General features: G+C 65.3%; 12 protein-coding genes and 1 riboswitch. Of the genes, 7 read left to right on the forward strand and 5 right to left on the reverse strand.

What is annotated here, in order from left to right; genetic code table 11:
- The coding region (locus tag ACTIIH_RS14465) for a hypothetical protein (RefSeq protein ID WP_441452622.1) at positions 1 to 656 on the forward strand (656 nt) is incomplete at its 5' end.
- Here the strand turns inward: ACTIIH_RS14465 and ACTIIH_RS14470 are convergent.
- Complete coding sequence (locus ACTIIH_RS14470) at positions 653 to 1,558, reverse strand: LysR family transcriptional regulator (RefSeq protein ID WP_370036747.1); 906 nt, start codon at positions 1,556 to 1,558, stop codon at positions 653 to 655. The genes ACTIIH_RS14465 and ACTIIH_RS14470 overlap by 4 nt on opposite strands.
- Before the next feature lie 72 nt (positions 1,559 to 1,630).
- On the opposite strand from ACTIIH_RS14470, the gene ACTIIH_RS14475 reads away from it, so the two are divergent.
- Together ACTIIH_RS14475 and ACTIIH_RS14480 are read left to right on the forward strand one after the other, a co-directional pair.
- Complete coding sequence (locus tag ACTIIH_RS14475; RefSeq protein WP_441452623.1) at positions 1,631 to 2,593, forward strand: EamA family transporter; 963 nt, start codon at positions 1,631 to 1,633, stop codon at positions 2,591 to 2,593.
- A 24-nt stretch (positions 2,594 to 2,617) separates the two neighbouring features.
- Complete coding sequence (locus tag ACTIIH_RS14480; RefSeq protein WP_441452624.1) at positions 2,618 to 3,931, forward strand: hypothetical protein; 1,314 nt, start codon at positions 2,618 to 2,620, stop codon at positions 3,929 to 3,931.
- A gap of 16 nt (positions 3,932 to 3,947) precedes the next feature.
- Here ACTIIH_RS14480 and ACTIIH_RS14485 read toward each other — a convergent pair whose 3' ends face one another.
- The 4 genes from ACTIIH_RS14485 to ACTIIH_RS14500 all read right to left on the reverse strand — a co-directional run bounded on the left by ACTIIH_RS14485 (position 3,948) and on the right by ACTIIH_RS14500 (position 7,539).
- A complete protein-coding gene (locus ACTIIH_RS14485) occupies positions 3,948 to 5,429 on the reverse strand; it encodes a phytoene desaturase family protein (RefSeq protein WP_441452625.1) in 1,482 nt (493 codons plus the stop codon).
- Between the two features lie 54 nt (positions 5,430 to 5,483).
- Positions 5,484 to 6,176, reverse strand: a complete 693-nt coding sequence (locus ACTIIH_RS14490) for a TenA family protein (RefSeq protein WP_441452626.1) — start codon at positions 6,174 to 6,176, stop codon at positions 5,484 to 5,486.
- Positions 6,171 to 6,276, reverse strand: a riboswitch (TPP riboswitch). Its footprint overlaps the gene before it by 6 nt.
- Before the next feature lie 28 nt (positions 6,277 to 6,304).
- Positions 6,305 to 6,982 (reverse strand): uridine kinase, encoded by a 678-nt coding sequence (locus ACTIIH_RS14495; RefSeq protein WP_441452627.1) that lies wholly within the window; start codon positions 6,980 to 6,982, stop codon positions 6,305 to 6,307.
- Positions 6,979 to 7,539 carry a hypothetical protein gene (locus tag ACTIIH_RS14500; protein WP_441452628.1) on the reverse strand — a complete coding sequence of 187 codons (561 nt, stop codon included), beginning with the start codon at positions 7,537 to 7,539 and terminating at the stop codon, positions 6,979 to 6,981. Before ACTIIH_RS14500 ends, ACTIIH_RS14495 begins: the two co-directional genes overlap by 4 nt.
- Positions 7,540 to 8,128: 589 nt before the next feature.
- Between ACTIIH_RS14500 and ACTIIH_RS14505 the strand changes: the two genes are divergently transcribed.
- The 4 genes from ACTIIH_RS14505 to ACTIIH_RS14520 all read left to right on the forward strand — a co-directional run bounded on the left by ACTIIH_RS14505 (position 8,129) and on the right by ACTIIH_RS14520 (position 12,381).
- A complete protein-coding gene (locus ACTIIH_RS14505; protein ID WP_101546338.1) occupies positions 8,129 to 8,491 on the forward strand; it encodes a VOC family protein in 363 nt (120 codons plus the stop codon).
- A 47-nt stretch (positions 8,492 to 8,538) separates the two neighbouring features.
- A complete protein-coding gene (locus ACTIIH_RS14510; protein WP_441452629.1) occupies positions 8,539 to 9,162 on the forward strand; it encodes a HutD family protein in 624 nt (207 codons plus the stop codon).
- Between the two features lie 228 nt (positions 9,163 to 9,390).
- The gene (locus ACTIIH_RS14515) at positions 9,391 to 10,668 is read left to right on the forward strand and encodes a hypothetical protein (protein ID WP_441092135.1); all 1,278 of its coding nucleotides are present in this window, start codon (positions 9,391 to 9,393) and stop codon (positions 10,666 to 10,668) included.
- A gap of 234 nt (positions 10,669 to 10,902) precedes the next feature.
- Positions 10,903 to 12,381, forward strand: a complete 1,479-nt coding sequence (locus ACTIIH_RS14520; RefSeq protein WP_441092136.1) for a catalase — start codon at positions 10,903 to 10,905, stop codon at positions 12,379 to 12,381.
- Positions 12,382 to 12,546 lie beyond the last annotated feature (165 nt).

Below are 12,546 nucleotides of genomic sequence, written 5' to 3' on the forward strand. Positions count from 1 at the left end.
CAGCCGTCAGCGTCCTCGGCGCGCAGATCCTGCTCACCCTCATCATCGTCTTCTCTCTCCTCGCCGCCGCGGGAGTCCTCCAGCGCTTCAGCGGCTGGGCCGTGGCGATCAGCTTCGGGGCGTGGATGTTCTACACGCAGGGCTACGGCTACGTCGCCCACGACCATATGGCGCTCGTCATCGCCGCCTTCGTCCTGCCGACGATCGGAACGGCGCGCTTCCGGGACGTCGGCACCGCCTCGGCGCGGGCCGGCTGGGCGCTGCGCGTCGTGCAGATCGCCGTCGTTCTCACCTACTTCTACTCGGTGCTCATGAAGTGGATCGCCTCGGGCAACATCACCCACTGGGCCAATGGTGCGGTCATCATCTGGGCGATCATGCGCCGCGGTGCCGAATGGTCGAAGCCGTTCCTCGAGATGCCCGGCCTCCTCATCGCCGCGCAATGGGCGACACTCGTCTTCGAGTTCCTCTCACCCGTCGTCTTGTTCCTCGAGGGCAAGTGGCTGTACGGGGCCGTGGCATTCTTCTTCCTCTTCCACCTCATGACGTATCTCGCGCTGGGCATCCACTTCCTGCCGACCGTCATCTGCTGGGCGGCGTTCCTGCCCCTGGAGAAGCTCGTGCCCAAGCGCTTCACCAGCATGGGCACCGCCTAAACCGCGGCGTCGTCGACCCGGCTGAGCGCACTGATCACAGCACGTACTGCGACACGTTCGGCCGTGTCCGGACGCATCACGGCTACGATCCAGCGTGTCGTCGTCACCCCCGTCAGCGGCACCAGCGACAGTCCCGCATCGCGCGGCGTCGTGAACCGGGGGAGGAGCGCGACCTGGTCCGAGGAGGCGACGATCGCTTCGATGAGCCGGTTGTCCCGGATGCGTTGGACGACGTCGAGGTCGCGACCGGTGAGATGCTCGATCGAGGTGAGGATCGTGTCGAAGGGGTATCCGCGGGGCACTCCCACCCAGCGACAATCGACGACATCGTCCGGGGTCAGCTCGGCGCGATCGGCGAGCCGATGGTCGATGGCGAGGGCCACATCGATGGGTTCGCGGGCGAGCGGGACGACGGTGAGTCCGTCGGTGCCCAGGGGTCGTTCGGCGACGAGGCTGTGTGCGACGACGATATCGACATCTCGGGTCAGTCCCGCGAATTCGTGCTCGGCGAGGTCGACATCGTCCATGCGCAGATCGATGTGCGGGTGGTCTTCCCGCAGCCTGCGCAGCGCATCGGGGAGGAGGTGGGTGAGCGCGCTCGGCAGCCCGGCCAGGGTGATCTCTCCGACAGCTTCGCCGAGGTGGCCCTCCCATTGGGCCTGCACCCGGGCGAGCGTGCGGGCCACGTCCCGACCACCGTGGGCGAGCAGCCGTCCCGCGGCTGTGAGCGTGAGTCCGCGGCCGGCGGGCTCGACGAGAGCGTGGCCGATCTCGCTCCCGGCCTGCCTCAGCTGCTGAGAGACGGCCGACGGGGAGCGATGGGTGACATCGGCGACGGCGGTGACGCTGCCGTATTCGTCGAACAGGCGCAGCAGCTCGAGATGTTTCGGATCAATGACCATGAAGTCATGCTACAGAGTCGATGAAGCACTCTGCGATTGTGCTTCATATTTGTTGCGGTTGAGAATGGGGCCATGTCGTTCAAGCACTGTCTGCTCGCCGCCTCGGTGGCGGTGATATGGGGACTGAATTTCCTCGCCATCGATCTCTCCCTGGCCCAGTTCCCGCCCTTCTTCCTCGTGGCTCTGCGCTTCGCCCTGCTCGCGGTTCCCGCGCTGCTCTTCGTACCGAAGCCCGACGTCAAAGCACGGTGGATCATCGGCTACGGACTCGGCTTCGGACTGCTGCAATTCCTCTTCCTCTACTGGGCGATGGCCGCCGGCATGCCCGCGGGACTCGCGTCCCTCGTCCTCCAAGCTTCGGGCCCCTTCACGGTGCTGCTGGGCATGACGTTTCTGCGCGAGAGGGTCCGCGGTTCGCAGATGGCCTTTCTGCTCGTCGCGATGGCAGGGCTCGCCGTCGTAGGCTGGCAGCGATTCGACTCGAACGCGAGCTTCGTGCCCTTCCTCCTCACCCTCGCCGGCGCCTTCGGCTGGGCGATCGGCAACATCTGCAACCGGCAGGCTCACACCACCGAGCCGATCAAGCTGACGATGTGGATGTCCGTCGTCCCACCCCTGCCGATGCTGGCGCTCTCCCTCGCAGTGGAAGGACCTGAGAGGGTCGGGGCGTCGTTCGCGGGGCTGACTACCCCGACCGGACTTCTTGCCATCGCTGGCCTGATCTACACCACGGTCGTCGCGACGATCATCGGGTCGGGGGTGTGGTCGTGGCTGATGTCGCGCAACCCGGCCGGCGTCGTCGCACCGTTCTCGATGCTCGTTCCTGTGGTCGGGATGAGCGCGGCGTTCGTCTTCCTCGGCGAGCGAGTCAGCCTCGGGGAGCTGTGCGGAGCCGTCCTCGTCATCATCGGGGTCCTCGGAGCGGGCCTCAAGGCTGCGAAGGGGGCCCGTATTCTCGCCGCCGCCGAGGTTGCCGTGCCGGTGAGCGCGCAAGCGAAGGATTTCGACGCCAGCGATTCCATCAGGACCAGTTGACGGGCATTCGCGTAGCCTGAGGTCATGACCGCCGATGATGCGCCTCCGACTCTTCATGACGACCGCCTGTCCGTCGAGGATCTGCTCGCGTCCCCTCGGGGACGCTCGCTCGTGGTTGGGCTGGCCCTGAATGGACGCGACGACGAATTCGACGAGGACGCTGAACCTCTCACCGAGGAAGCGCGTGCGCTTTCCGAGGCTCGCCACGATGTCTTCATCGCCGGCTTCCTTGCCGACAAGGAGCAGGGCGCTGCGGTGGCGATGTACCTCGGCGAGGGAGACTCCGAACCGGAACCCGGAGACGTCACTGCCCAGGACGTCGCGGCAACCCTGCGACGCGTCACACCGCTGAGGCCGACTCAAATTGACCTGGAGAACGAGATGGCCGAAGTCATCTCCGGCGCCATGTACTGGCAGCCTCCTCACGGTGCCGATCAGATCGCTGCTGCCCCAGAGGTGCGGGAAGCTCTGCGCCCCTTCGCGGAGATGCTCATATCCACTGGCCTGCTCGATGTCTGGACAGCGCCTCTGCACCCGGGCAATCAATGGGCTCTGGCTTGGGATGACGCAGATCATCGCAGTGGGCTGCCTGCAGTATTCGACCGGCCCCTAGGTCCTGTTGATTCGACAGCGGCGCCTGCGATCACGCTGACCGATCTCTATCCGCCTCTCGAGCGAGACGGAGCGAGGCTCTCGTGGGGGTTGGACGAGTGGCTCGCAGATGTCCTCACCACCGAAACAGAGTACCGTCACGACTTCGCCAAGAACCCCTACGAGGAGGTCAGCGGCGAATGGTGGTCGACTCCGCCAGACGGGCTCTGGTCGTCGACGGGGACCTGGCCGGACGGAACCCTGATCGGCGTCGAACTCGTCGAGGACGATTTCGGTCTCGAGCGTGCCCGAGCATGCCGTCTGAAACTGCGCCCGGATGCCCGCATCGCCGAGATTCGCGGACCTGAGGATTGGGCGGATCTGTGCAGGCGCTATCCGCTCGACGTCACCGCGCAGCGCCGCCACGTGTGGTTCGAGACCACCGGGCGCAAGGGTCGGTGGGTCATTCCCGATTGGTCACGGGTGTCCGAGGAATTCGACGGTGTACACGTGGGTCTGTCCGGCTATCTGCGCGCGGCCGGTGCGGTCATCGACGTGACGGAGGGCCGCCTCGGCGAGGAAGCGGAGACCGTCCCCACGGCAGGTAATACGGATGATCGGACGGCGAGTCTCGTGGCAGGGTGGCATCCGGATACGACGTTTTGGCTGAACAACGTCATCGAGGCCGTCACCGAGGTGGCCGAATGGCGCTATGACGGCGACGCTGATCGGTGGGTGCGGGGCTGAGTCAGCTGAATGAAAGTCAGTCGACCGGGGACAGACTGGGTGTCTCGTCGATGCCGAAACGGGTTTTGAGTGCCCGGCGGGCGGAGAACCAGCCGTTCATTCCGTGCACGCCCGGTGCCGGTGGGGTCGCCGCCGAGCACAGGAAGGCACCGGGCACGCCGAGGCTGTAGTTGTCCCAGCTCGTGCGCGGCCTGGCCATCATCCGGTAGAACGACACAACACCGGTGGCGATGTCCCCGCCGATGTAGTTCTGGTTGTGCCCGGCCATCTCGGAGGCTGGGATCGCGTTGTGGGCGACGATGCGGTCGCGGAAGCCCGGGGCGAAGCGTTCGAGCTGCCTCGTGATGTATTCCGTCGGGTCGAGCGGACAATCGAAGGGCACGTGCGCATACGTCCACAGTGGGCGCAGGCCGTTCACCTCGCGTGATGGGTCGAACACGGTGGGGTCGGAGACGAGGCAGACAGGATCGGCCGGCATGCGGCCGTTCGTCACCTGCGCCTCGGCGGCGGCCATCTGCGCCCGTGAGCCGCCGACATGGATGGTTCCGGCGCGCCCCACCTCAGGGTCGGACCAGGGGACCGGCCCATTGAGGACGAAATCGACCTTCGCCGCGGCATTGCCCTGTTTGAACCCCCGCAGGCTCTTGTCGACCTGGTCCGGCAGCAGGCCGGAGAAGATCTGCGCCGCGCCCAACGCCGAGGTGTCGAGCAGATAGGCGCGGGCCTTGGGCAGGTCTGTGACGTGGGTGATCGGGGAGTTTGCGTGCACAGTGCCGCCGTGGGCTTCGAGATCGGCGACGAGGTGGTTGATGATCGCCTGGGATCCGCCGATGGGGGAGGGCCAGCCTCCGGCGTGGGCGACGGTCGAGAGCATCGTGGCCGTGGCCGCGGTGCCCATGGCAGGCAGCCCGCCGATCGCGTGCGCGGCGACACCGGTGAACAGGGCCTGGGAGGATTCGTGGGAGAGAGGAATGTTCCAGGCAGGACTGGCCTGGCTCAGCAGTCGGAGACCGAATTTCACGATGTTCGCGATGCCTGGAACGTCGCGCAGGGTCTCGGGCACGGAGCGTTTGTCACCGAGGGAGAGCCAGATCGCGTCATCGACACGTTCGAGGAGCGGTGCGAAGAATCGCCGCCATTCGGGTCCTGCCTCGCCGAGGCGGTCGACCGTCTCATGGAGATCGTGGAAGGCCAGCGCGGCGGGCTTGTTATCCAGCGGTTGGGCATAGGAGATATCGGGAGTCGTCAGCTCCATGCCGCGAGCGCGCAGGTCGAAGTCGACGAAGAAGGGACTGGCGATGGCCAGTGGGTGGACGGCCGAGCAGATGTCGTGAGTGATGCCTGGGGCCAGCCCGAGGTCGAGGGTGCGGGCACCGCCGCCGATCGTCGGCTGAGCCTCGAACACTTCGACACTCAGCCCGGCGCGGGCCAGGGTGACCGCGGCGGCCATGCCGTTGGGACCACTTCCGACGACGACTGCATCAACACCAGTGCTCATGTGGCCAGTCTAGGTCAGTGAGGTGGACGGCTGCGGAGTGCAGACCCTGGAAGCTCAGTTGTCGTACACGTTGTCGAAGAAGGCGCATTCGAGATCGACGGCCCGCTGCCAGACGCGGGTGAGGGACTCAGCCTTTGAGCTCTGGTCGTCGGCTGCCTGGAATACGCGCTCGAGCTCATCGACGAGGAACTGCACCCACCCGCGGAAAGCCTCGCCTCGGTGGAGGTCGATCCATCCTCGGTGAACCTGTCGCTGCGGCATTTCCTCACCGGACTCGGCCCAGTCGAGATAGAGCCATTCGGCGACGACGAGGACGACGAGCAGCTGCGGATACGACGCCGAAGCGACGGAGTCGTCCATGAGATCGCGGAACCCAACCGTCGGGGCGGTTAGTTCCGGGTGGAGGTAATCGGCTGGATCGATTCCCAATTCGGCGAATGAGTCGACGAAATAGGTGTCCTCATCGGCGACGAGCATTCCCAGTTGTCGAGCGAACCGCAGCTTCGCCTCGAGTTCATCGGCGTGGGCGACGCACGCGCCGAGCATGGACAGAAATGACTCGAAGAACTGATAATCCTGCACCAGATAGTCGCGCATCACGGCGTCGTCGATGCTGCCTGCGAAGAGCTCCCGGACGAATCTGTGGTCGACCGCCGCCGCCCATTGTCTGCTCGTCGAACTCATCAGCTCGGACACCGCTCCGTAGGCGGCCACCTCGATCGATGCACCGATGCCTGTGGTTGTCATCGTTGTTCCACTCCCTCCGCCGGTACTCACCGGATCAGGTTCAAAGGGTCTGCTCTCGCACTCTCAGCGCCTGTTGATCGGCGCTCCCCTGCAGCGCTTCGACACTATCACCAAGGTAAGGAGAGTTGTCAGTAGGACCGGATCAGGTTCGGCCGGTCCAGGTCTCGATTGTCGAATACCCATGTCGCCTTCTCCCGCGGAGACGCCTCAGAGAAGTACAGTCGTTGACCGCGGACATAGCGATGATTCGATGTGGCCTCGGGATCGGCATCGAAGGCTCCGGCAAACCGCTCGTTCCCTCGTGGGACCGAGACTTCAAACGGAACATCGACCCACACGCTCGCATCCCATCGATCCACAAGCTCGGGACGGTGGAGGAAGATTCCCTCGATGAGGAGGACACAGTCGTTCGGCAGACTCAGAGGCTCCGGAGCAATCGGCCGATCCTTGTCGACGTCCCACACAGCTGGAACGACCGAGTCGCCTCGTCGAAATGGTTCGACGACGGACTCGACGAATGCTCCGTAGTCATAGGAACGGCGATAGAAGGTGTCTGGCCCCGTGCCTTGGGCGTAGCGGATCGCCCGAGCGTGGTGGAAGCCATCGATGCGGATGGCGGTGACCCGGCGGCCGGAAACATATCCAGGTACGTCCGCAGCGGTTTTGGCCAAATTCACGAGCTCGTGAGCGAGCATCGTCTTCCCGGCCCCATCGACCCCGTCGAGGGCAATGAGCGCACGATGCCCCGGCCGGACTGCGCGGAGCTCAGCCAGCAGGTTTCGTAGGGCCGTGCCCCGGGAACTCACCGGGCTACGGACCCGGCGGGGGATAGCGACTGCGTGGCCGCCTCGGCGAGGGTGTACGCCACGTACTCCGCGATACGGTCCGCGGCAGGCTGACTACCCGCCGACTTTTCGGCGGACTCGACGGACGGGTTGTAGTTCGTGTTCGTGTTGATGTCGTAGACGACCTGACGGCCGTCGGCGGTCTCGATGAACTCGACGCCGGCGATCTCGATGCCGAGGTCGGCCACCAGCGTCTCGAGCCGAGCGATGAGCGGTGTTCCGGCCGTGATCTCCTCACGGCGGTCGAACTGGGGGACCGCCTCGACCTCGGGATCAGCCCCGGCGCCCGGAATCGTGCAGGCATCGGCCGGGCACAGCTCGAACGACCCACCTGAGACGTCGACGCGCACCGCATAGTGGAAGCGTCCGCCGATGAACTCGGCACGGGTGATGAACGGCTGGGCAGGCTGCACATACTCCTGGACGAGGGTGATGCCGTCGATCGGCGCGTTCGCACCACCGGGCGCGAACTCGTCGGCGACCGCCTCGAGCTCGGCGTGGGAGTCGAAGCGACGCACACCGAGGCCCTTGCCGCCCTGATTGTGCTTCGTGATGAACGGGGGGAGTGAAGCCGGCCGCGGCGTCGACGAGCGCCCGCGGTCCGAACGCGGCCGCTGTGGGCGGAACGTCGAAGCCCCGGCCGGCCAGCTCGCGATGCTGACGGACCTTGCTCACCTCGAGCTCGTAGACGTCGCGACCGTTGATGACTCGGCGGTCGGCGGCGGCGAGCCAGTCGAGGACGGCACGCCCGTACTCCTTCACATGCGGATCGGTCCGGGTGTGCGCCGACGCAGACAGCCGCGACCAGAACACCCCCTGTGGGGGCTCGGCGGCGAGATCGATCGATGCGTCGGGCAGGAGCCATTCGACATGGGCGACACCGAGGCGGTCGAGTGCCTCCGTGAACGGGGCCATCCATTCCGGATTGTCGTGGATGATGTGCACCGCGGCAGCATTGCCGACGGGCAGCATGTGAGAACTCATCGCGCACCTTTGCTCGGGGTGCCGGCGCGATTGCTCGCCCGGCGGATCTGCTCAACGATCCTACGCCACCCCGACCGTCGTTGGCCCCTTCGTCATGTCCGTGCTGCGGCGTAGACTCAGGTCATGGCTATCGCAAAGCAACCTGTGGTCGTACTCGATGCTCCTGACGCCGCCGAACTCGCAGAGTTCTACGGGCAGCTCCTCGATTGGAAGGTCGCGGTCGAGGAGGACGGCACCTGGGCGGAAGTCACCTCCGATTCCTGGCCCCCGCTGTGCATTCAGCAGGTCGAGGACTATCACGCGCCCAGCTGGCCCGGTCAGGCCCACCCGCAGCAGATGCACCTCGACGTCATCGTCGACGACCTCGATGTTGCTGAGGAGTCCGTGCTCGAGATCGGTGCGGGCAAAGCCCCCGAACAGCCGGGAGAGACGTTCCGCGTGTTCCTCGACCCGGCCGGTCACCCGTTCTGCCTGTGCAAAGGATGACCACACCATCACCGAGGCGGCCCCACCCGTCCGTGGTGGGCTGAGTCATGCGCGCGCTCGCCTCGTTTGCTGACCGTAATCCTGTCCTGTGGGCCAATGGTGCTGGTCAGACCACTGAGCTCGTCTCCCTGGCTGACTCCGCGCAGCTGACTCCGGGGCTGCGTCCTTGGCGGTTGAGCATCGCTCGACTCGAACATGTGGGCCCGTTCTCGGCCCTGCCCGGGATGGCGCGCACCTTCCAGCCCACCGCCGAGGTGGCCCTTGAGATCGACGGTCATATGCATCGCGTGCCGGCCCTCCGACCGGTGCACTTCCACGGAGAGCAGAACGTGAGCCTCGTCGATTTGGCCGACCCCTGCTTCGCCGTCAACCTCATGGTCGCCGATGACAGCACAGACGACGTCGCCTGCGACGCTGGTGCCGACACGGGCGTTGGCTCAGGCGCTGACTCGGGCACTGGCTCGGGCAGAGAATCCGAATCCGCTTCTGGCGAGCTGCAGATGTGCTTCGGTCGGCCGGTTCCAGCCGACGGAATCCGGTTGGTGCTCACTGTCGAAGCCGATGTCGATTTCCCTCGTTTTCAGCTGTTCGAACTCGACCCGGGTGAGGCTGTTCCAGACGAGATCCCGGTGGTCGTTCTGCACGCCGGCAGGTGCGACGCGCGCAACTGAGAAGTCGGTGGGAGCCGATTGTCCCCGGCGTCACATCCCCGCGCATCATCCCTGGTGGCAGAGCCTTACCCGACCGTTTCCATCAGGTCTCTCCCAGCTTCGGGCAACCAGTGTCAGGATGCCCGAACGTACAAGTCCGAGAATGGTTCTCCACCGGACTTTGGAGGAACTTTGACGGTCGGAGACAGCGGCAAAAACGATGAGTGCGAGCACAACGGTGACACTCGTATGCCGGAACATTCCCAGACCCTGCCCCTGATCACCGAAGAGGTCGTCAGCTCCCACCCGACCCCTGTGGCCGAACCCACCGAACACGTCGTCACCACGGTGATGCCGCCCAACCCGATCCGCCACGACGGCCAGACTACTCAACAGCAGACGAGGCCGTTGCCGGACACAGCCGCTGGCTCACAGACGCCTGCTTCGGCCACGGCTGCCTCCCCGACCGCCGTCGCCGAAGCGGCAGAGACGGTCGAGGACAAGAAAGCGGAGAAATCCTCAGAGGGCCGGATCTCGGCCACTCAGCTGTTGGCAGGCGCAGGCGCTGCAGCGACCTCGTCGGTCATCGGCGGGCAGCTCGGCGTCGCGGGCACTGTCGTCGGCGCCGGAGTCGCCAGCATCGTCACCGCACTGGCCGTCACCCTCTACGGCCGCAGCCTCGACAAAGGCAAGGAGAAGATCCAAGCGGTCGGATCCAAACTCGCCCCGGCAGTCAAAGCGAAGATCGCGAAGACCCCCAACGGGAAGACCGCTGCCGTCGATCTCTCACTCGCCTCGGATTCGGCCTTCACCCCACCGGAACCCGCGGCCGGCAAGGCGACCGCAACGGCCGCCTCGGCGACGGAAGAGGAGGCCGAGAACGAGGACGGGGACGCCGATGACACCAAGGGCGGATCCCGTACCTGGTGGCAGAAGCTGCGCCGCAAACGGGTCCTCTACCCGCTGACGATCGGCGTCGCCGCCTTCGGAATCGGACTCGGCGCGGTCGTTGTGGCCGAGAACTTCACCGAAGCCGATATCTCACCAGGCACCTCGCAGATCTCACGATCGGTGACCGGGCAGTCGACGATCGACGAACCCGTCACCGACGACGGGACTTCGGACTCCGGGACCAGCGGAGACGAATCGTCGAGCGGATCCGGGTCGGGCGCCGACGGCGGTCAGAGCTCATCGCACAGCGGCTCGAACACGCAGAACGGTCAGTCCACCTCGGCGGGGGAGACCGGCACCGAAGGTGCGGCCGAGGGGCACGGTTCCCAGGGCACGGACACGACGACGGGCGCGAGCGATTCCACCGGCAGTTCGACGAGCACCGACGGCACCGATGCGAGCAGCGGTTCCACCTCGACCGATGGCGTCGGCAGCTCCGGGGACACCAGCGGCGGCACGAGCGGCAGCACAGGCTCCGGATCCGGCTCGGATGGTTCGGGCAGCGGCTCGTCGGGTTCGGGCGGATCCGGAACCGGCGGTTCGGGTGGTGGGTCGGCCGCCTCGGCGGAAGGGTGAGTCTGACATGTCGACGACGGGAATTTAGACAGCCCGCCCTTGGTTGTATGAAGCAGAGAACATCGCTAGGTTGAAACTAACTTTGTCAGTGTTCTGCCGAAGTCGGGATATCGAGACTGGGCGAACGGCGCTGAGCCGGCCGATCAGCTGCACCGGTGGGAACCGCATCTCACCGGTGGCAGTGATCGCGGGCTGAGTGACGCCGCCTGAAAACAAACTGTTGAAGGAGATGTTATGACGCAACATACAGATCATGAATATGCTGGCCACGACAGTACGAAGGCAACGACCACCGAGTCCGGTGCGCCGCGGGAATCCGATGCTCACTCGCTGAGTGTGGGCGCGAACGGGCCGCTGATGCTCCACGACGTGGCTCTGGTCGAGAAGCTTGCTCGCTTCGACCGTGAGCGAGTTCCCGAGCGCAGCCCCCACGCAAAGGGATCCGGCGCATTCGGCGAGCTCGAAGTCACCGAAGACGTCTCCAAGTACACGAAGGCCGACTTCCTGCAGCCGGGCAAGAAGACCCCGATGCTCGCCCGCTTCTCCACCGTCGCCGGTGAACTAGGCTCGCCCGACTCCTGGCGCGACGTGCGCGGATTCGCGCTGAAGTTCTACACCGAAGAGGGCAACTTCGACATGGTGGGCAACAACACCCCCGTGTTCTTCGTCCGCGATCCCATGAAGTTCCCCGACTTCATCCACTCGCAGAAGCGCCTGCCCGACTCCGGCCTGCGCAGCAACAACATGCAGTGGGACTTCTGGTCGCTCTCGCCCGAGTCGGCTCACCAGGTCTCCTACCTCATGGGACCTCGCGGCCTGCCTAAGAGCTGGCGCCACATGAACGGCTACTCCTCGCACACCTACATGTGGGTCAACGCCGAGGGCGAGAAGTTCTGGGTCCAGTACCACTTCCACACTGACCAGGGCGTGGAGAACATGAGCAACGAGGAAGCCGGTCGGATGGCGGGCGAGGATGCGGACATGCATCGCCGCGACCTGTTCGATGCCATCGAGCGCGGCGACTACCCGTCCTGGACTTTCAGCGTGCAGATCATGCCCTACGAAGAAGCCAGGGACTACCGCTTCAACCCCTTCGACCTGACCAAGGTCTGGTCGAAGAAGGACTACCCGCTCATCAAGGTCGGCAAGTTCACCCTCAACGAGAACCCCTCGAACCACTTCGCGCAGATCGAGCAGGCTGCCTTCAGCCCTTCGAACACCGTGCCGGGAACCGGGCTCTCGCCGGACAAGATGCTGTTGGGCCGTGTGTTCTCCTACCCGGATGCACAGCGCAACCGCATCGGCACGAACTTCAACCAGCTGCCGGTCAACGCCCCTGTCACGAAGACGAATTCGTATGACAAGGAAGGCCAGATGGAGTACCACCACTCGGGTAATGCACCGGTCTACGCCCCGAACTCGTACGGACGTTCCTTCCGAGACGAGCAGGGTCCGGTCGACAACGGCTGGGAGGCCGATGGTGAGCTGGTTCGCAGCGCCTACAGCCTGCACGCCGAGGACGACGACTTCGGCCAGGCACACACCCTGGTCCGCGACGTCTACAGCGAGGAAGAGCGTCAGGGTCTCATCGAGACCGTCGCCGGTGCACTCTCCGACGGAGTCGAGGAGCCGGTGCTGTCGAACGCCATCCAGTACTGGAAGAACATCGACGCCGAGGTCGGCGCGGCCATCGAGTCCAAGGTCAAGGGCTGACAGGCTCTGGGATCTTGAGCGCCTGACCGCCTGAGAGTTCGGCACGAGTCGGCGGCCCGGAACTTCCCCACCACGGGAGCGTCCGGGCCGCCTTCTCTTTTCCAATTGCTACCTGACGGGGCGACAGGCCGTGGCGGAATTCGAACTTTCGACCGGCCGCCTCGG

This window comes from Brevibacterium sp. (assembly GCF_052105255.1).
Taxonomy (GTDB): domain Bacteria; phylum Actinomycetota; class Actinomycetes; order Actinomycetales; family Brevibacteriaceae; genus Brevibacterium; species Brevibacterium linens_B.